At 38.2% G+C, this 18,747-nt stretch carries 14 protein-coding genes and 8 pseudogenes; 10 read left to right on the forward strand and 12 right to left on the reverse strand.

The window, feature by feature from the left end:
• Positions 1 to 25 precede the first annotated feature (25 nt).
• A complete protein-coding gene (locus JCM13188_RS05100; RefSeq protein ID WP_054752582.1) occupies positions 26 to 232 on the reverse strand; it encodes a hypothetical protein in 207 nt (68 codons plus the stop codon).
• A gap of 177 nt (positions 233 to 409) precedes the next feature.
• Here JCM13188_RS05100 and JCM13188_RS05105 point away from each other — a divergent pair, with 177 nt between their 5' ends.
• Together JCM13188_RS05105 and JCM13188_RS05110 are read left to right on the forward strand one after the other, a co-directional pair.
• On the forward strand, positions 410 to 1,234 hold the full coding sequence (locus JCM13188_RS05105) for an acyl-CoA dehydrogenase family protein (RefSeq protein WP_054752584.1): 825 nt from the start codon (positions 410 to 412) through the stop codon (positions 1,232 to 1,234).
• Positions 1,213 to 1,452 carry a hypothetical protein gene (locus JCM13188_RS05110; protein WP_279401410.1) on the forward strand — a complete coding sequence of 80 codons (240 nt, stop codon included), beginning with the start codon at positions 1,213 to 1,215 and terminating at the stop codon, positions 1,450 to 1,452. The genes JCM13188_RS05105 and JCM13188_RS05110 overlap by 22 nt, the downstream gene beginning before the upstream one ends.
• Before the next feature lie 176 nt (positions 1,453 to 1,628).
• Here JCM13188_RS05110 and JCM13188_RS05115 read toward each other — a convergent pair whose 3' ends face one another.
• The 4 genes from JCM13188_RS05115 to JCM13188_RS05125 all read right to left on the reverse strand — a co-directional run bounded on the left by JCM13188_RS05115 (position 1,629) and on the right by JCM13188_RS05125 (position 5,211).
• Positions 1,629 to 2,024 (reverse strand): hypothetical protein, encoded by a 396-nt coding sequence (locus JCM13188_RS05115; RefSeq protein ID WP_054752587.1) that lies wholly within the window; start codon positions 2,022 to 2,024, stop codon positions 1,629 to 1,631.
• Positions 2,025 to 2,285: 261 nt separating this feature from the next.
• On the reverse strand, positions 2,286 to 2,444 hold the full coding sequence (locus tag JCM13188_RS17990) for a hypothetical protein (RefSeq protein WP_279401411.1): 159 nt from the start codon (positions 2,442 to 2,444) through the stop codon (positions 2,286 to 2,288).
• Positions 2,444 to 4,432, reverse strand: coding sequence for an MMPL family transporter (locus tag JCM13188_RS05120; RefSeq protein WP_369404838.1), 1,989 nt, complete (start codon positions 4,430 to 4,432; stop codon positions 2,444 to 2,446). The genes JCM13188_RS17990 and JCM13188_RS05120 overlap by 1 nt, the downstream gene beginning before the upstream one ends.
• A gap of 200 nt (positions 4,433 to 4,632) precedes the next feature.
• The gene (locus JCM13188_RS05125; RefSeq protein WP_054752589.1) at positions 4,633 to 5,211 is read right to left on the reverse strand and encodes a TetR/AcrR family transcriptional regulator; all 579 of its coding nucleotides are present in this window, start codon (positions 5,209 to 5,211) and stop codon (positions 4,633 to 4,635) included.
• Positions 5,212 to 5,434: 223 nt separating this feature from the next.
• Here JCM13188_RS05125 and guaC point away from each other — a divergent pair.
• A pseudogene (gene guaC / locus JCM13188_RS05130) lies at positions 5,435 to 6,416 on the forward strand (GMP reductase).
• A gap of 193 nt (positions 6,417 to 6,609) precedes the next feature.
• Here the strand turns inward: guaC and JCM13188_RS20430 are convergent.
• Together JCM13188_RS20430 and JCM13188_RS05140 are read right to left on the reverse strand one after the other, a co-directional pair.
• Positions 6,610 to 8,136: pseudogene (locus tag JCM13188_RS20430) on the reverse strand (BCCT family transporter).
• Positions 8,137 to 8,392: 256 nt separating this feature from the next.
• Positions 8,393 to 9,167: pseudogene (locus JCM13188_RS05140) on the reverse strand (Cof-type HAD-IIB family hydrolase).
• 826 nt (positions 9,168 to 9,993) lie between these two features.
• Here JCM13188_RS05140 and JCM13188_RS18015 point away from each other — a divergent pair.
• The 5 genes and pseudogenes from JCM13188_RS18015 to JCM13188_RS18020 form a co-directional block, all read left to right on the forward strand.
• Positions 9,994 to 11,048: pseudogene (locus tag JCM13188_RS18015) on the forward strand (SNF2 helicase associated domain-containing protein); the annotation flags it as partial.
• Positions 11,028 to 11,708 carry an SNF2-related protein gene (locus JCM13188_RS05150; RefSeq protein ID WP_054752593.1) on the forward strand — a complete coding sequence of 227 codons (681 nt, stop codon included), beginning with the start codon at positions 11,028 to 11,030 and terminating at the stop codon, positions 11,706 to 11,708. The pseudogene JCM13188_RS18015 and the gene JCM13188_RS05150, both read left to right, overlap by 21 nt.
• Positions 11,705 to 12,112, forward strand: coding sequence for an SNF2-related protein (locus JCM13188_RS05155; protein WP_054752595.1), 408 nt, complete (start codon positions 11,705 to 11,707; stop codon positions 12,110 to 12,112). Before JCM13188_RS05150 ends, JCM13188_RS05155 begins: the two co-directional genes overlap by 4 nt.
• A 47-nt stretch (positions 12,113 to 12,159) precedes the next feature.
• Positions 12,160 to 12,249: pseudogene (locus JCM13188_RS20435) on the forward strand (helicase-related protein); the annotation flags it as partial.
• Positions 12,250 to 12,327: 78 nt separating this feature from the next.
• Positions 12,328 to 12,480 (forward strand): hypothetical protein, encoded by a 153-nt coding sequence (locus tag JCM13188_RS18020; RefSeq protein WP_279401416.1) that lies wholly within the window; start codon positions 12,328 to 12,330, stop codon positions 12,478 to 12,480.
• A 170-nt stretch (positions 12,481 to 12,650) separates the two neighbouring features.
• On the opposite strand, the gene JCM13188_RS05160 is transcribed toward JCM13188_RS18020, so the two are convergent.
• From JCM13188_RS05160 to JCM13188_RS05165, 3 genes and pseudogenes are all read right to left on the reverse strand, one after another.
• Entirely contained in the window at positions 12,651 to 13,586 is a 936-nt protein-coding gene (locus tag JCM13188_RS05160) for a methyl-accepting chemotaxis protein (RefSeq protein WP_054752597.1), read from the reverse strand.
• Positions 13,587 to 13,640: 54 nt separating this feature from the next.
• Positions 13,641 to 13,721, reverse strand: a pseudogene (locus tag JCM13188_RS20440) (hypothetical protein); the annotation flags it as partial.
• Entirely contained in the window at positions 13,721 to 14,431 is a 711-nt protein-coding gene (locus JCM13188_RS05165) for a PDC sensor domain-containing protein (RefSeq protein WP_054752599.1), read from the reverse strand. The gene JCM13188_RS05165 and the pseudogene JCM13188_RS20440, both read right to left, overlap by 1 nt.
• Before the next feature lie 490 nt (positions 14,432 to 14,921).
• Between JCM13188_RS05165 and JCM13188_RS05170 the strand changes: the two genes are divergently transcribed.
• On the forward strand, positions 14,922 to 15,293 hold the full coding sequence (locus JCM13188_RS05170) for a hypothetical protein (RefSeq protein WP_054752601.1): 372 nt from the start codon (positions 14,922 to 14,924) through the stop codon (positions 15,291 to 15,293).
• A 358-nt stretch (positions 15,294 to 15,651) separates the two neighbouring features.
• On the opposite strand, the pseudogene JCM13188_RS05175 reads toward JCM13188_RS05170, so the two are convergent.
• Positions 15,652 to 16,645: pseudogene (locus JCM13188_RS05175) on the reverse strand (MsnO8 family LLM class oxidoreductase).
• Between the two features lie 153 nt (positions 16,646 to 16,798).
• Here JCM13188_RS05175 and JCM13188_RS05180 point away from each other — a divergent pair.
• A pseudogene (locus JCM13188_RS05180) lies at positions 16,799 to 17,757 on the forward strand (MFS transporter).
• A 125-nt stretch (positions 17,758 to 17,882) separates the two neighbouring features.
• Here the strand turns inward: JCM13188_RS05180 and JCM13188_RS05185 are convergent.
• A complete protein-coding gene (locus JCM13188_RS05185) occupies positions 17,883 to 18,461 on the reverse strand; it encodes a DUF4188 domain-containing protein (RefSeq protein WP_369404839.1) in 579 nt (192 codons plus the stop codon).
• Between the last annotated feature and the right edge of the window lie 286 nt (positions 18,462 to 18,747).

Genomic DNA, 18,747 nt, shown 5'->3' on the forward strand with positions numbered 1-18,747 from the left:
ATCTTGTTTAATAGAAAATAGACTATTAATCTTCAATAAATCTCGCAACATTACTATCACATTGTTGACATTTACCTTCTAAGATGATGCCTAAGTTGTCATCTTTTACACTATAATCTACGATAGTCGTTTCACCACATTTAAAACAGAACACATTACTGAGGATTCTTTTCTGAAATTCTTTAGGTAGACTTCTCCACTTTTTCTCTGCGTTAAAATCGGATACAGACAACATTTAGCCTCCATTCTTTGTTAAAGTGTAACACACAATTCGACATGATATGATAATCATATACTTTTACGACAAAAGAGGAATGGAATATGCCAATAATAATATTTTATATGCATCATTTTATTGTGAAACGAGCCATCGCAATAAAACAAATTGCTAAAGAATGAGGTGTTGAACATGTTTGATCAAAAGACTGTAAATTTAATTAGATCCTATTCTTACGAAATAGAAAAAAGGGGCGAATTATCTCAAGAAGTTTTAGACGTCATCTATGAACAAAAATTGTTTAAGTTATTTGTTCCAGAAGATCTTGACGGAAGAATGATGCCGCTTCCTGATGCGATTAAAGTGTTTGAAGATGCCGCGTGGGTTGATGGAAGTTTTGGCTGGTTAGTGCAGATAGGTTCTGGAGCTGGCTTTTTCGTCACAACGATGGAACCCGACTGGGCCAGTGAAGTGTTCGGTAAACGTGACGTTTATATTGCGGGGAGTGATCGTCCATCGGGTAAAGCCCGAGCTGTTGATGGCGGCTATATTGTAACTGGTGAATGGAAGTTTTGCAGTGGTTCAAAGCATGCAACGGCCTTTACAGCTAATGCACACGTTCAAGGTTCTGACATTACACATGCATTTACCTTTTTACCTGAACAAGTTGAAGTGATTGAAGACTGGGATGCGTTCGGTCTTAAAGGAACAAACAGTCATACGTTTAAAGTTCAGGAAGCATTTGTACCCGAAAACCGAACATTTGACGTCTTGAAGCCTCATTTTCACTTTGACAACCCGGTTTACCATTATCCATTTGTGCCATTTGCTGCAGCCAATATTGCCGCTACAACGATTGGAATTGCGAGGCACTTTTTTGAAGAAGCAAAAAGACTGGTTGAAAGTAAAAAGGAATTGTGGCAGCAGTATGAACCCGGGCGTTTGAGCAGGTTACGAAGAAGATTAACGAGATGGAGACACCTTTTAAGGATGAGGTGGAAAAGTTCCATGTATTAATTGATCGCACTTGGGATCAGCATGTCCGAGGTGAAATGTTATCAGATTTAGATTTAATCGACCTGCAGGAATTATGCAAGTCTGCTGCTGGACGTGCAGTGAGTGGAGCTCAAGTGATTTACCGATTCTTAGGAATGGGCGCCATAATGGAAAGCACTGATTTGAACCGAATTTACCGTGATCTTCACGCCGCCTCGCAGCATAAATTATTAGTTTAGAAAGCATCAATTCACTACCGTTTTGATGCTTTCTACATAGTTAAAAAGCCAGTCGACATCAATGGGTCCATTAATAACCTCATAATACTCCGTGTTCAGCCTTAATCGACTCTCAAATATGCTTGTAAAAATGGGGCGGTCTTCAGTTTGAATATTAAGTGAAATTCCCTTTTCTCCTATGAAAGAGTCCCATTCACTGTCTCGCATCTTTTTACATTATATCGGCTTAAAAACTCCATAATTTCATCTGCGTGCTCTTTTTGAGTTGTTCTTATATCAAGTCCCATTACCATTAATCCCTCGAATTCATCTGATTCATAATCCATCGCCTCAACTAAACCTTTTTCTTTATATTCGTTATAATACATGAGAGAAGCGACTAGGATTGGTGTAAGAATAATCGCATTAATCAAAACGATTCTTGTCGCTTTTTTCTGATTGGCAATGAATTTAACCAGCTCTTCTGATATGTAAGCGGTGAACGGAATGACACCTAAAATATAAAGTAGAATAATGACAAAAGGCATAAAGACACTTGTCTCTAAACTATCAGGTATGAACTGTACTTTCATAAAAAATAGCCTGTATAAATACGAATTGATTATGATGAGTATGATAAAAACACCCAGAATAATAATTTATTTTTCATAATATCCCCCTAACTTAAGATATATTCTTTAAGAGCGAACTTTTTCCTTCTTAAATATGAAAAAACCTCCTAGCTATCTGGCAAGGAGGTTGAAAATAATATTTGAAATGTTTTATGGATTATTTAAATTCTATGAATGTATATCTGACTCTATAAAAGGTTCTCCAATTTCTATGAACGGATCTCAGCCTTCTATCAACGGAACTTTACTTCCTATAAACGTAAGTTCGCTTTCTATGAACGTAACTTTGCTTTCTATAAACGTAACTCCGCTTTCTATAAACGTAACTCCGCTTTCTATAAACGTAACTCCGCTTTTCATGAACGGATCTGTCTCCCCCACTACTTATCCTTCTCAAACAACACAATCAATCCTGGGAGTAAGACACCTCTAATAATAAACGTGTCAATCAGAATCCCAACTGCCACAATAAAGCCGAAGACGAATAGTAATTGAATCGGCTGGGTCATTAAGACAGCAAAGGTTGCAGCTAAAATCAGACCGGCTGATGAAATCACGCCTCCAGTATTGGCAACGGCGAGTTCGACTGCTTTCTTAACTGAATGTTTTTTGCGCTCTTCTTGAAATCTTGAAACGAGCATGATGTTGTAGTCAATCCCAAGAGCTACTAAAAAGACAAAAGCATAGAGTGGTACCCGGTTACTGATTGTATCAATACCAAAGAATAATTCAGTTAAAAACATGCCGAGACCTAACGCTGCTAAGAACGAAACTAAAATCGTTCCCATCATATAAATTGGCATTTTAAATGAACGGGTTAAGGCCACTAGCATGGCGAATATTAAAATCGTCTCTAACGTCACAATAACTATAATGTCTCGATTGTTTACTTCACGGTCATCGACGATCCGTGCCGTTTCGCCTGCAAAATAAAGGTCTCCCTCAACGCCAATTTCATTTAAAATATCTTCAGAGGATTGTATCGTATTTTCTAACGCATTAATGGCTTCAGTCTCGTAAGGATTTTCAGAATAAGTTAACGTAAAACTAATCACCTCACCATCTTCTGTCATCCCATCAATGCTTACGTTATTCACCACTGGCTCTGAGCTTAGTTCATCCACGAATGCTTGTTGCTCTTCATCTGTAATCGTCTCTTCACCTTCAAAAAGAACGGTAGTTGGTGCAAGACTACCTGGGTCAAAGTTGTTTTCTAACACTTCATAACCTTCTCTAGAAGGCATATCTTCCGGAAATGCATTTAATGTATTAAATTCATATTTTAGATTAAACATGTTTAATGCCGAGATGATTAAGAAGATTGCTACAACAACGACTGACACGACAGGTCTTTTAACAATGCCACGCCCCACCTTATTCCAAAAAGAATGACTCTTTAGTTTCTCATCTCCAACTTTAGGAATTTTCGGCCAGAACGAACGCCTGCCAAACAGCGTAAATAAAGCTGGAACTAACGTAACTGATGCAATAACAATAACCGCCATGGCTGTTGCGAAAGTCGGAGCAAAGTTTTGATAGTCTCCGCTTTTAGCGAAAAATAGCACTAGCATAGCTGCAAGCACGGTACCGCCAGAGAAAAATACAGGCATTCCTGTATGCCTCATGGCAAGTCGCATCGCATCGAATTTATTTTCATGATCTTTAAGCTCTTCTCGATATCTTGAAAATACAAACAATGAATAGTCGATTACAGCCGCAAAGAGTAAAATTGACATAATCGAAGTCGTTTGCGAGGTTAGAGCTAGACCTTGAGAGCCTAGAATTCCTAATGTTTGCATAATAACTTCATATACAAATGCTGCTGCCAAAAGTGGTATTAATGCTAGTAATGGCGATCGATAAATCACGACTAGTAATATTAAAATAATGCCCACTGTCGAAAATATTAAGACTAGATCTGCTCTTGAAAATAATTCTGTTGAATCAACTGAAATTCCGGCAGGTCCCGTAATGTATAATTCAAGATTTTCATCATTGTTTACGATGTCGTACACTTGTTCATTTGCTTTCTGGATGTCGCTCGTTTCCAAAGAAGATTTATATGTCATTGGGAGAAAAGCTGTCGTTTGATCATCTGAAAGAAACTGGCTTACTGCTTGAGGCGGCATTTGATCTACTGGGACAATATCTTTAAAGCCATTAACCTCTTCACTTCTAATTTTTTTAACAATACTTGATAGCTGTTCCTGATTGATTTCTTCTTTTCCTTCAAACACAAGTAAAGCTAAGATTCCGTCATCTTCTGAGAAATATTCGTTCACTTTTTTCTCAGCGATCACAGACTGCTGATCTTCAGGTAGGGATTGAATGCTTGGGACTTCATAATCTTTTGGACTTGGTGCAAACACAGCTAATAAGACTGACGCCAGAACCCAAATTGCTAGCGTGATCCAAACCCCTTTTTCGTTACGACCCTATCTGTTATACCCCTTAAGAATTTTTCCACTGATATCTAGTCTCCCTTCCAGTTAAAGTGACACAAACGTCACTTTATATAAAATAAATGACACACCTGTCACTTTCATTATCTGCGATGACCTAAAGCGTGTCAATTCAGTCTTTTGAACATTCCGTGTCGGATAACATCTTTAATTGATTTCACCCATTCTTCATAAGGTACACCAAAGTGATTCGGAATAACAATCGATTGAAAAATAAATCCTAACACTAATGGTTCCGGTATTCTTTCTCTTACCTTACCCTGTTTCTGTCCTAACCTAACCACACTTAATAAATTGTTATACAAATCTAAGTGCTTAGCTTCTAATTTTTCATGATTTAGTTTTGCTTTTTCATTATCTTGCACAGGAATATCCCGGCCCATTTCAATTAGCTTCTGAAGCTCTTGATTACGGAACATCACATCTAGTAAGAAGTCAAGCTGCTCATCGAAAGTTGCGAACTGATGAATCTCCTTCAATTCCTCTAAATACTTATTCATTTCATACAGCATATATTCCGTGATTAAATCCTCTTTATTTTCAAAGTACTTATAAATCGTTCCTCTTGAAACGTTTAATTTTTCTGCCAATGTGCTAATTGAAAAACCTTCATACCCATGCTCTAGTAATAGAGCTTTAGTCATTTGAAATAGCTCTTGAGTTGTAAATTTCTTCTGCCGAGCCATGCGATCACCTCTATGGCTATTATACCACTTTTGACATAAGCCAATGGTTTACATGTTCGAGGAAATTAACTTTTTCATAACACCTTTTCTCCCTATCCCTATATAAATTCAAACAATTTTAACAAATTCCTTTTTGACAAACCATTCTTTTTCTTGTAAATTATCAATGTACGAACATTATATAAATATTTGTTTTAAATATTCGTTTTTAGGGGAGATAAACATGGAAAATGTATTTGATTATGAAGATGTACAGTTAATTCCCGCAAAATGTATTGTTAATAGTCGTTCAGAATGTGATTCGTCGGTAGAATTCGGAGGACACCACTTTAAACTTCCAGTGGTTCCGGCTAACATGCAAACGATTATTGATGAAAAAGTTGCTACTTATTTAGCTGAAAATGGCTATTTCTATATTATGCACCGCTTTGAACCAGAAAGGCGAATGCAGTTTGTTAAAGATATGCAGGAGCGTCTGCTAATCACATCAATTAGCGTTGGAGTTAAACCTGAAGAATATGAGTTTATCAAACAATTAGCAGATGGAAACTTAACACCAGATTTTATAACGATCGATATTGCACATGGTCATGCCGATTCTGTTGTGGGTATGATTAAGCACATCAAACAGCACTTACCTGGAGCTTTTGTTATTGCCGGTAACGTCGGGACGCCAGAAGCTGTTCGTGAGCTTGAGAACGCAGGCGCCGACGCAACTAAAGTTGGAATTGGACCAGGAAAAGTTTGTATTACTAAATTAAAACCGGTTTTGGCACAGGAGGCTGGCAATTAGCTGCCATCCGTCTTTGCGCGAAAGCCGCTTCAAAACCAGTTATAGCTGATGGTGGCATCAGGACTCATGGTGACATCGCTAAATCGATTCGTTTCGGGGCTTCGATGGTTATGATTGGCTCACTATTCGCAGGACATGAGGAATCACCGGGTGAAACAGTTGAAAAAGACGGAAAGCTTTATAAAGAATATTTCGGTTCCGCTTCAGAATTTCAAAAAGGTGAAAAGAAGAACGTCGAGGGCAAAAAGAATGGGTTGAACATCGTGGCTACTTACAAGATACGTTAACGGAGATGGAACAAGACCTCCAATCAGCTATCTCTTACGCAGGCGGAACTAAGCTTGACGCGATTCGCCATGTGGACTATGTTATTGTAAAAAACTCCATTTTTAATGGGGATAAAGTTTATTAAAAAATTAGTTTTTCCGCATTTTAGACTTTTTAGTTCGTAATTGTGTTGGGACTGTTCGCATCTCAGCGAGAACTGTCCGCATCCGAGCGAGATTTGTTCGCATCTGAGCAAGAATTGTTCGCGTCCGGGCGAGAACTGTTTTCAATCGGTCATTCAAAATGAAAAAAATCCTGCGGGTCCGCAGGATTTTTCCTTATTCATCTTTCTTTAATTTCTTATTCGCTTCTACATCTCCTAACCCGAGCTCTTTTCCTTCCTTGAATATGGATTTGATAAAGCTAAAGGTCATGAGGAGCATTATCACTGAAAATGGCAAGGCTGCTATGATCATGGTATTTTCCAGTGCTTGAAGTCCGCCTGTATATAGTAAGGCTAAAGCTGTTGCCGATAGCAAAGCACCCCACACTAGCTTCACTCGTTGGCCTGGCTCATGTGACCCTCCAGTTGTCATCATACCTAATACAAACGTTCCTGAATCAGCAGAAGTGATAAAAAACGTACCGATTAGGATCATCGCAACTATCGATGCTAACATACCTAAAGGAAAATTTGAAAACACTCCGAACAACGCTTCTTCCGTGGCCAGTTCAGAGATTACATCCATTCCGTTATGTTCAAGCGAGATCGCTGTACCCCCAAACGTGGAAAACCACAAGAAACCAATTAGAGAAGGGACTATTAAGACAGTAAAGACGAATTCACGAATCGATCTTCCTTTTGAGACCCTAGCGATAAAAATACCGACAAACGGCGACCAGGCAATCCACCATGCCCAGTAGAATACTGTCCAGCCGTTAATCCACGCTCTAAGTTCCTCGTTCAGAGGTGCAATTCGGAAACTCATCGCAGGTAGTTGTTGAAAATAAGTTCCAATTGAATTAGTAAAAATATTTAAGATAAAACAATGTTGGTCCAACAATAAACATTAATAAAAATAATAATACGGCAAGTATCATGTTTACATTACTTAAAATCTTGATTCCTTTTCCAAGGCCTGTCCATGCAGAGATCATAAACAAAACGGTTACGATAGAAATGATGATCAGCTGCATAAAAACTTGTCGGCATATCAAATAAGAACGATAATCCACCGTTTATTTGCACGGCACCAAAACCTAATGTTGTGGCCACCCCAATGACCGTTGCGATTACGGCTAGGACATCAATTAACCGCCCGAAATTCCCTTCCATACTTTTACCAAACAAAGGATGAAGAGTCGCGCTAATCAGCCCCATTTTGTCATGCCTAAAGTTAAAATACGCTAATACGAGCGCGACAATACCGTAGATTGCCCACGCATGAACACCCCAGTGAAAAAATGTAAAGCGCATTGCATCTTTAATTGCTTGATCAGTACCTGTTTCTAACGTTGGCGAGCTAACGGCATAGTGACTAATCGGTTCAGCCGCGCCCCAGAAGACAAGTCCAATCCCCATCCCTGCACTAAACAACATCGCAATCCAAGTCGGTCTTGAGAACTCAGGCTTTTCGCCTGGCTTACCTAATCGAATTTTTCCTAAGGGCGTAAATAAAAAACTAGACAAACTAAAACAAAAACGTTACAACAATTAAATAATACCATCCAAAAGCATTGGCAATTACACCTTGGACGTCGGTTGTGACTTGCTCTAACCAATCTGGCCAAACCATACCAACAATCACTAATATAAGCATAATCCCTGCTGCAATCTTAAATACAGGTGTTAATTTAGCTAACATATAAGAGCCCCTTTCTTGATGACAATCCCTATGCTTATATTATCTTTAGGAAGCTCTTAATTATTCAGCTATAAAATAGAGGATGGGATAAAATAAAAATAGCTTTTCTATAAACGAATTTGAGTGTTATTAGCGTAGTCAAAATGCAAGACTCCTCCAGGAACAGCACGAGCTGAAAATCACGCCAAACGAACGGAACGAGTTTGGGGAAGCCCGCGCCGTGCCTGCGGAAAGCGAAGCATTTTGACACAGCTTGTTAGATTAATTTTAGTTGTTTTAACCCTTCATAAATACCGTTTTCATCAACGCCTGCAGTTACATACTTAGCTGCTTTTTTAGCTTCTACAAGTCCGTTTCCCATCGCAAAACTATGATAGATCTTCTTTAACATTTCTAAATCATTTAGTGCATCTCCAAAGGCCACTTGCCTTTCAGAAGGAATGCCAATTTTCGTCTATGACTCGATCAATTCCTTCTGCTTTGGACCCTCCCGCAGGTAGGATATCAACAGACACACGATGCCATCTTATAAAATCAAATTCCTCAAACTGATCGACATAGGGCTGCTCTTCCCCTTTCACACAAAACAAGAGTGACTGGTACAACTCGCGTCCTATATAATCTGGATCATGCGCTGGATACTGATCAATTTTCAGCGTTGAAATACTCTCATTAATATAATCATGATCAGGGACATTGGCTTTCATATCCTCTGCATCCATATACACAATTGGATGGTCATGTTCTAAAGCTTTTTCCGTCAATGCTTCTAGAGCTCTTTTGTCCAGTGGACTTTTGTAAATGACTTTACCATTTAGCACGACATACTGTCCGTTATAACTAACGTAAGTATCAATTCCTAATTCCTCACGCAGCTCTTTGAACATAAAAGGAGCTCGTCCAGTTGCGATTGCAGCTTCGTGACCGTTTTCCTGAAGCCGTTTAATGGCTTCTTTTGTACTGTCAGGTAATTTCTTATGTTGATCCAATAACGTTCCATCTATATCAAAAAATACAATATGCTTTTTCATTTGACCCTTCCTTTCCCTTAAGAATCATAACACTTCCTCGTATAAAATGTCATAAAAAATGTTAAGATGGTAATAGCGTAAAACGTTAGGGTGAGTGAGAATTGATAACAAAATCCGAGATTAAAAATAGATTTCAAAAAGAATGTATTCAAGGGGACAAAATTATTTTAAACGTAACGCCGTCAAAAACTTAAAATTTGTACCAGAAAGTAATTCTTGGATGGCAACCGTTAATGGTTCAGAGCCATATCTTGTTCATATAAACCTTGAAAGTGATGATTATTCCCATCATTGTTCGTGTCCTGCACATGATACATTTGGTGAATGTAAGCACGTTGTAGCAGTTTTATTTAAAATTGCTGAAAAGTCTAGCGATGAACAAGAAACTAAAAAAGCCTCACAAAAAGATCAATTAATCCAAACGTTATTCGGAAATTCAAGGCCTTCCCAAGAGATAGATCATTCTAGTATGTTAATTGATGCTTTTACAGATTCTCTAAAGTCTAATAACCAGATGTCACAGAATTTGGATGTGCTCGAAACTGAATTCACGTTAATTTTAGACCGCAAACTCTGGCTCGGTTATCAATTTTCAATTGAAATGAAGGTAGGAGTTGGACGGACGTACGTTGTTAAAAACTTAAAACGATTTATCGAAAGTGTCATGAATCAAGATGAGCATATGTTTACACCGAACTTTTCCTATCAGCCAGATCAGCATATGTTTACGAGTTATGATGATCAAATCATTAAGATTTTAATCGATATTTATAAGAACGATGAATTTTACGACAGCCGGTTTAGTCAAGGTTCATCTTCAAAAGGGATGGTGATCCCACCTGCCTTTGCAGATCAGTTATTGCCGTTATTAGCTGAGTCAGGTGCTGAGTTTAAAGATGAACTGCGTAACTATTCATACTTTGAGTGCGCGCATGATATTGTACCATTCGATTTCCAATTAAATGAATCTTCACAAGGATACGAACTTAATTTAAGTTTGATGCCGCATGCAAATTATATTAAGAATTATGACCTTATCCAGGTTAATAATTCTTTGTTTAAGCTAAATGACCAACAAAAAGAAGTCGTGGATCGTTCTTTTAAACATATCCAAGGTTTAGATAAAATTCATATCCAGCCACACCAAATTGATACGTTCATCTCACAAGTGCTGCCTAATCTTGAACAAATCGGTCAGGTTGAACTATCTGAAAAAGTCTCTGAATCAATGGTAAAACCGACTCTCAAGACGACCATGCATCTCGATTGGGATGGGCTAAGATTAACGGCACAGGTGCGTTATAACTACCACAACATCTCAATAGATCCAATGAAGCCGTCTAATAGCCATCAGCCCAAAGATAAAATATTAGTTCGGGACCATGCTAAAGAACAGCAAGTGATGCGATTTATTGAACACGCCGGGTTTAAGTATAATGGAGATGAGCTTTATTTAAATTCAGAACTCGAGATTTTTAGTTTTCTATATGAACAACTGCCTGTCGTTGAAGATGAAGTTGATGTTTATTTAACACAGGCTGTGAAAAATTTATTATTTGATGAGATTGATTACCCAACAATCAATGTTGATTACGACTCTAACCAAAACTACTTAGAAGTCAATTTTGATATTGGTGATATTGACCACGAAGAAATCAGTCAGCTTTTGCAATCGGTTGTGGAGAGGAAGCGTTACTACAGACTTCCAAATGGCTCTTTTGTTCCGCTTCAGGACGAATCACTAACACAGATGACACACTTGCTGAATGATTTAAACTTAAACCTAAAGATGTTGAAAATGGATCTGTACAGCTACCGTCGTACCGAGGCTTACAGCTAGAAGATGCCGTATCACAAGGAATGAAGAAAAAATACAATGAAGCCTTTCAGCAACTTATTGATGATATTAAATCACCGAGTCAGGCTACAACACCATTACCAGATACCTTAGATGCTGATCTTCGTGATTATCAGAAAACAGGCTTTCAGTGGTTATCTTCATTAAGTCGTTATGGATTTGGAGGCATTTTGGCAGACGACATGGGTCTAGGTAAAACATTGCAAAGTATTGCCTTTTTACTTTCTCAGCGCGAAAAGTACCCAGATTCTATGCCAGCTCTAGTCGTTTCGCCTGCCTCTCTCGTTTATAATTGGCAAGCAGAATTTGAGAAATTTGCGCCAACCATGCAGGTTCAAATTATAAGCGGAACAGCCGGCGAACGAAAACAGCTTTTAGAACAATTACAAGATGTGGATGTGTTGATCACATCTTATCCGCTTCTACGCCAGGACAGCGAGCAATATGAAGAGTTGCAGTTCTCAACGCTTATCCTTGATGAAGCGCAGGCCATTAAAAACCATTTAACCAAACAAGCTAAAGCAGTCCGTTCCATTCGGGCGAAGGAACGTTTTGCTTTAAGTGGTACACCGATTGAAAATTCACTCGATGAATTATGGTCCATTTTTGACGTGATTCTGCCTAAGTTTTTTCCTAACAAAAGGAATTCAAAAACTTATCAGAAGATCAGATTTCAAGCATGAGCCGGCCATTTATCCTGCGCCGCGTGAAACAAGATGTGTTAAAAGAATTACCAGATAAAATTGAATCCGTGCAGTATTCGGATTTAACCAAACAACAGAAAGAATTGTACCTTGGTTACTTAGATAAAATTAAAAACGAGACGGCCGATGCCTTAAGTGAGGGACTTCAGAAAAATCGAATGAAAATTTTAGCTGGACTGACAAGGCTTCGTCAGCTCTGTTGTCATCCTTCATTATTTATCGAGGGCTACGACGGGGAGTCAGGTAAAATGAACCAGCTACTCGATATGGTTGATAGTGCCCGTGAGAACGGTCATCGCATCCTGATTTTTTCTCAGTTTGCGAGCATGCTTAAAATCATGAAAAAGGAATTTGAAGAAGAAGGCCGTGATGTTTTTATCTAGATGGTCAAACACCTTCAAAAGAACGCGTCGAAAAGGTTAACCGGTTTAATGACGGTGAAAAAGAAATTTTCCTTATATCTCTTAAAGCCGGTGGTACCGGGCTGAACTTAACAGGAGCTGACACCGTCATCCTGTATGATCTATGGTGGAATCCTGCTGTTGAAGAGCAAGCTGCTGGACGTGCGCACCGAATCGGTCAGAAAAACGTTGTCCAAGTGCACCGTTTAATTACGAAGGGCACGATTGAGGAAAAAATCTATTCCTTACAACAACGAAAACGAGAATTGATTGAAAACGTGATTAAACCAGGTGAAACGATGTTTAGTAGTCTGAATGAAGATGAGATTAGGGAGTTGTTAAGCATTTAGAGGCAATATCGACCCTTATTTGGAATTTATCGACCCCATTTTTAAAAATATCAGCCACGAATTCTGTCGACGAAGTAAAAAATTGTTAATTTATCGAACCCAAAATGAATTTTATCGAACCTTTTATATGATAAAAAGCTATTGCGAACACGTCGCAATAGCTTTTTTAGTTAAATCTTAAACTTAGCAGCTGTCTCTTGCAGTTCCACTGCCATTTCAGCGAGCACAGAGCTTGCTGATGTCACTTCTTCAACAGATGCTGTCTGCTCTTCTGCCGCACTTGCGACTTCTTGAGCTAAGCCTGATGTATTTTCTGTATAATTATTAAGTTCTTCCATAGTTTGAACTAATGACTCATTACGTTCTTCTATGTTGCTAATCGACTCATTAACTTCTTTCATTCTAGATGAAACTTGGGTCACGGCAGCTGATATTTCGTTAAAGGACTGTCCCGCTTGATTGACCAGTGTTCGCCCTTCATCCACCGTAATAACCCCTTTCTCAACAGACTCAACTGCCTGTGTCGTTTGAGTACGAATTTCATTAATAATTCTAGAAATCTCAACCGTAGAATTCGTAGATTGTTCAGCTAACTTCCTTACCTCATCCGCAACAACGGCAAAGCCTTTACCATGCTCACCGGCACGCGCAGCTTCAATCGCAGCATTGAGTGCTAGAAGGTTAGTTTGTTCAGAAATATCATTGATCATTTTAATAATGTCTTCAATTTCATTTGAACGTTGATCAAGTTCTTTAATCACACCGCCTATATTTGAAACATTTGAACTGATGCTTTCCATTTGATTGACAGCTTGATTAATGACTTGTTCACCTTCCGCTGCTTTATTCGATGTCTCAACGGAAGATTGTGTCACGCGCTCTGTCCGTTCTGAAATTTCGTTAATATTATTTGAAATCTCACCAACAAAGTTCCTTGAACGATTGACATTCTCAACTGTTTTCTCGTTACCATTTGAAACTTCCTGAATCGAACTTGAAATCTGCTCTGAAGCTGTAGTCGTTTCATCTGCATTGGCGCTTAATTCTTCTGATGATGCTGCCACTTGCTCAGACGTTTCAATCACGTTAGAGATCAAGTTCCGCATATTCTCCACCATTTGATTATAACTATCGGCAAGCTGGCCTAATTCGTCCTTACTATCTACATCAACTGGCTGAGTAAGGTCGCCATTTGCGACATTTGATAACCCTTCTTGAACTGCGTATAACTTTTTCGTAATTAAACGAACAAGAAAATAACCGCAAGTGTACCGATTACGATTGCAATAGCAGAAATAATAATGGTTGTAAGTAACGTCTGATTTCGCAATTCGGTTGCGAGTGCTCCCATCTTAAAATCAATTCCATAAACACCAACCACATCACCACTTGAATCCGTAACAGTTGTTGCTAGTGTAATGACTGACCCACCTGTCACTGCATCAAAATATGGTTCAGTCCAAATAACCTCTCCCTGCTGGTCCATTGCACCCTGATACCAGCTTCTTGTTGTTGCATCAAATTCCGATAAATCAGATTCACTTGATGGTACAGATGAAAAATAAATAGCTCCTTCAGGTGTTGCTAAATATGAATTTAATATGTATTCATGATCAGAAACTTGTTCAGATAAATACCCTTCGTAAAACTCAACCAACTCAGGTTCATTTGCTCCTGGTAAATGGCTATAAGTTTCACTCGTTTCAACACCTGCCTGATCTTCATGCTGCAATTCTTCAGACTGAGCGATTTGTTGTAAAATGCCTTCATACTCATCAAACGTTTGTTTGAAATCGTTGTCTGTTTGTTCTAAGACATTTTTAGGAATAATTGACTTCTCTAGAACGGCTGTCTGGCTATAGTTAATGAACCCTACAATGACTAAAGGGATAATTAACAATACCAACATCATAATAATTAATTTGGCTTTAATTGAATGAAAGATTTTCACCCTGACACCTCTCCCCCTTGATGGTCTCTATATAAATAAATATCGGTTAGAAATGAAGATCATTTAGTGAAAAAACGTAAATTGTTGTCGAAATTTAATAAACGAAATAAAAAAGAGCCCAATAATTGGATAACCGGTTCCGTTCAGGGGTGCAAACAGACAGAAACACATACTAATTCGCACGTGAATTCGCATTTGAATTTATGTGTATTATTTTGCTGTAATATCAGGGTTTTATAGGGTTTTACTATTATAATCGCACTCTAAAACACACAGCTATTCACAAGGGCTGAAATAAATATTGTAGTAGGTGTGAATCGGTTGTGATTTTGGCGTGAATTGTATTTTATATCCAGGTTAAATAGAAAATTATGTTAAAATAGATATCAGAATATAAAAAGTTTGTGAAGGATTGTACTTAAAGTAACGGGGCAGGAAAGTTTAAGAAGCTCTTAGGGAGAATAGTTTAAATTTTTAAGGGGATATCCGAATGAAAAATACTTTATTTTTAGTATTATTTTCTATATATCTAAGTGCTTGTTCTTCTTCTGTGAATGAAGATGTAGTTCCTTTTCAAGAACAAGTAAATGATACGTTTGATACAGATGTATATATTCCGCACTTGCAAGATTACTCCATTACATCAGCAATAATTGAAACAGGACCGTTTGGGAAACATAAAGATTTAATTATCGAATATTCGAAACAATTAGGGAATAAAAAAGACGAGGAATATATAGAAAAATATGAGGAAAATATGGGTTCTGAAGTTTTATATGGTATTTATGGTGGAGAACCTCTAGTCTTTAAATTAACGTTTAATGACGGGAAACAAAGTAGTTCGCCTAGTAACACAAAATGATTAATGATACTGAAGTAGAGTACCATAAAATAGAAAATAAAAACGTGCTTTTGTTATATTTAATCTGGATAGTGGTACTTATTCTGGGGAGTTTCGCTTAACAGAAATTTCTGAAGAAAGAGCTTACGAAATTGTAGAACAAATAATTAGAGTAGCAAAATAAAATTAATTTTAACAACAATTCCTTCTTCAACAAACGCGGACGTTAGTTGAAGAAGGAAAATCCATGCTAAAAAGGGCTTAGAATTTTTTCTAAGTCCTTTTTTGTGTGATTTCTAATGTGATTTGCATTGCGGTTTTAACTGCGATTTGACGTTTTACACCCCACAACGGAACCCGTTAATAATTGGACTCTCACTTAAAGTAATTCATTTGCTAATAATCGATAGACATTCAAACGCTTTTCCTGTGAATGAGGGATACTCACAATCATCGCTTCATCAAATCCGTACATCTCTTTTTCATCTCGAAGTTGTTGAGCGACGTCTTTCGCTGAACCGACTAAATGCAGCTTGCGAGCTTCTTGAATACGCATGCGATCCATCTCAGTTAGCGGGTACTCCTGCGCTTCTTCTGGTGTGATATTTTGGGTAATCTCACCTTTCATAAGCTTAAGTCTGGAAATATCTTGTGGTCCTGCTTGAAATTCAGCTTCTTCTTCCGTCTCAGCCACTGTCACCATATACGATACATTAATCTCAGGTTTGTCCATAAATTCAGTTGGAATAAAATTAATACGATAAGTATCTAAAATTTCTTTCGATAGCTCACCATTAAAAAATTGAGCAAACGAATAACCAACTCCCATCTCACCAGCTTTCATCGCACTATTCCCACTAGAACCTAGCAGCCACGCTTCAGGTAGCTTGATTCCTGATGGTGTTGCCATCGTTCGGCTATACAGTTCCTCTGTCGGAACTTGGTCACTAATGTATTGGAGAGCCGTTTCGAATTTCTCATACATATTATTTAACATCGGCTGGCGCCCTTCAGACATCGCATACATACTAAAGTGATCGCCACCTGGTGCTCGCCCTACTCCGAAATCAATTCTGCCAGGTGCAAATGCGCTAAGCGTTTTTAAATACTTCAGCAAGTTTAAGTGGTGAATAATGCATCATCATAACGCCGCCAGTCCCCAGTCGGATGCGACTCGTCTTAGCAGCCATATGTGCCGTTGTAATTTCAGGAGCTGAACTTGCGAGTGCGTTGGTTCCATGATGCTCTGCCATCCACATTCTATGATAGCCTAGCTCTTCTCCTAAAATCGCCAGTTCTTCTGCATTCTTTAATGCTTGCTCTGCTGTATTCCCTTTTGTCACAGGTGCTTGGTCTAATATGCTTAATCTCATATATATATCTCCTTACTTTATATTTACTCATTACTTTTTTATAGTAAAACAAATCTAAACGTTTCGTCTAATCATGAGTTTTATTTGTTTAATTTTGACATGAAATAAGATATAGTAAATAACGTTGAATATTATAGAAACAGAGGTTTACGTATGACAGAACAACAATCATTAACACCACTCAAAACCTTATTATTTGCATTTCATGCGACGAATACGATTATTATCAGCTATTTACCTGTATATCTTGAAGGAAAAGGATTAACGGGCGCTCAAATTGGCTGGGTTTTAGCCGTAGGTCCACTTGCTTCTATTATCGCTCAACCATTTGGGGATATTTAAGTGATAAATATAAAACCGTCAAAAAAATTCTTCTAATATGCGTGTTTGGCTTAATTATCTTCAGTTCGATTTTCTTAAGTATGTCTCATTTTCTATGGATTATGTTCGTAGGATTTTTCTTTTACTTTTTCGCAACACCAGTGGGGGCACTTGGAGATAGTTTAGCTCAAAGGCGGGCTGATGATTTAGGCGTATCGTTTGGAACCATCAGAACTTGGGGTTCTATCGGGTTTGCGACATCCTCCCTTGCGATCGGCCTCGTTTTAACCTTAACAGGTGTCGAATATATGATTTGGCCTTATTTAGCATTTGCATTTATCGCTTTATTTGTAACGTTTAGAGTAAAGGATGTTGAAGTCTCGAAAGAACCAGTTAGTTTTGCAGACTTTAAACGACTTTTGCAAAACAAACCATTTGTGATTTTCTTATTTTTTATGATGTTCTTAACCATTTCGCACCGTGCGAATGATAGTTTTATTGGCCTTTACATTAATCAGCTGGGCGGGACAAACTTTGTGATTGGTTCGGCATGGTTTATTGGAGTCATCAGTGAAGCCATTGTATTTGCAACAGCAGGTTATTGGTTTAAAAAATATCACACGCTAATCTTTGTCATTTTAGCAGGTGTGATCTATAGTTTCCGTTGGTTCTTATTTGCTTCAGCAGATTCTTACTGGGTCGTACTTGCCCTGCAATTCACACATGGTCTAACATTCGGAGTGCTATATTTAGCCTCACTTGATTACGTCACTCGACTCATCCCTAGCTAACGCAATCAACTGGACACTTGCTGTTCTATGCAGTGTTCTTCGGAATTTCGGGGATTATTGGATCGTTAATCGGAGGAGCACTAATCGATGTCTATGGCGGAGGTACATTATATTTTGTGATGGGACTAATCGCCGTAGCAGGTACCATCTTTATGACGCTTTATCACATTCTTCCGTATGGTAAAAAAGCTTAAATATATTAAAAATCGTGGGGTATCCCCACGATTTTTATTTTGTTGTAGACGTTTTAACGCTGTCCTACGTTTTGGTTCAACCTTCTGGTGTCCTAATGCCTTGGCCATTCCATAGATTGGCATGTTGCCATAGATATTTTCATATTGCCCTGGATTTAGCACAAACGTTTCATGGAAAATGCCTACATCCTTTGTATGACCAATCTTTTGATTAAACTTCCTCCAAGCTTCTAGGTGCAGATCACCTTTGGAGTACGCCAATAGTTCGTCCAATGATCGCCAATACTGAACAAGTTTAATCGTACGCGTCCCCATGGACATTTCATGCGAATAAAAACCTAATTCATCCTGATGCTCGTACAACTCTTTTAACATCTTCGGCATCGCACGAAATACCGGCCACCACTTATGTATTTTTCGGTACTTATTAATTCGCATTCCAATTGTAAAAACAACGATTTCTTCAGTATTTTCGGTTGTAAATCTCCCCGTATAGATCCGTTCCCCCATCAGACACCCTCCTCTATCACTAATATATAAACACAGGCGAGTTATTAGAATAATTTTTTTCTAGTAGAATGGTGAAAACAATTCTGATGAGCCTTTTCTTTTAAGGAATGGTCCTTTTTTGGTAGACAATGATTCCAAATTTCTCACGAATAGACTTAGTATGCTATTATATGGAACCAAAAACGCATTAATGGTTCTTTAAATAGAAAAAAGGAGTAAGGCACTTCCTTACCCCTACCAATGATAGAAATAACAACAGACTTTTTTAGTTTTTTTCTTGTGGCAC

The organism is Piscibacillus salipiscarius JCM 13188, from assembly GCF_001311865.1.
Lineage (GTDB): Bacteria > Bacillota > Bacilli > Bacillales > Alkalibacillaceae > Piscibacillus > Piscibacillus salipiscarius.

Coding starts and splice junctions, on each gene's coding strand:
- JCM13188_RS05105 (WP_054752584.1), top strand. CDS start 410: ATGTTTGATCAAAAGACTGTAAATTTAATTAGATCCTATTCTTACGAA.
- JCM13188_RS05115 (WP_054752587.1), bottom strand. CDS start 2,024: ATGAAAGTACAGTTCATACCTGATAGTTTAGAGACAAGTGTCTTTATG.
- JCM13188_RS05125 (WP_054752589.1), bottom strand. CDS start 5,211: ATGGCTCGGCAGAAGAAATTTACAACTCAAGAGCTATTTCAAATGACT.
- JCM13188_RS05150 (WP_054752593.1), top strand. CDS start 11,028: ATGAAGAAAAAATACAATGAAGCCTTTCAGCAACTTATTGATGATATT.
- JCM13188_RS05155 (WP_054752595.1), top strand. CDS start 11,705: ATGAGCCGGCCATTTATCCTGCGCCGCGTGAAACAAGATGTGTTAAAA.
- JCM13188_RS05160 (WP_054752597.1), bottom strand. CDS start 13,586: ATGCGGAACTTGATCTCTAACGTGATTGAAACGTCTGAGCAAGTGGCA.
- JCM13188_RS05170 (WP_054752601.1), top strand. CDS start 14,922: ATGAAAAATACTTTATTTTTAGTATTATTTTCTATATATCTAAGTGCT.
- JCM13188_RS05185 (WP_369404839.1), bottom strand. CDS start 18,461: ATGGGGGAACGGATCTATACGGGGAGATTTACAACCGAAAATACTGAA.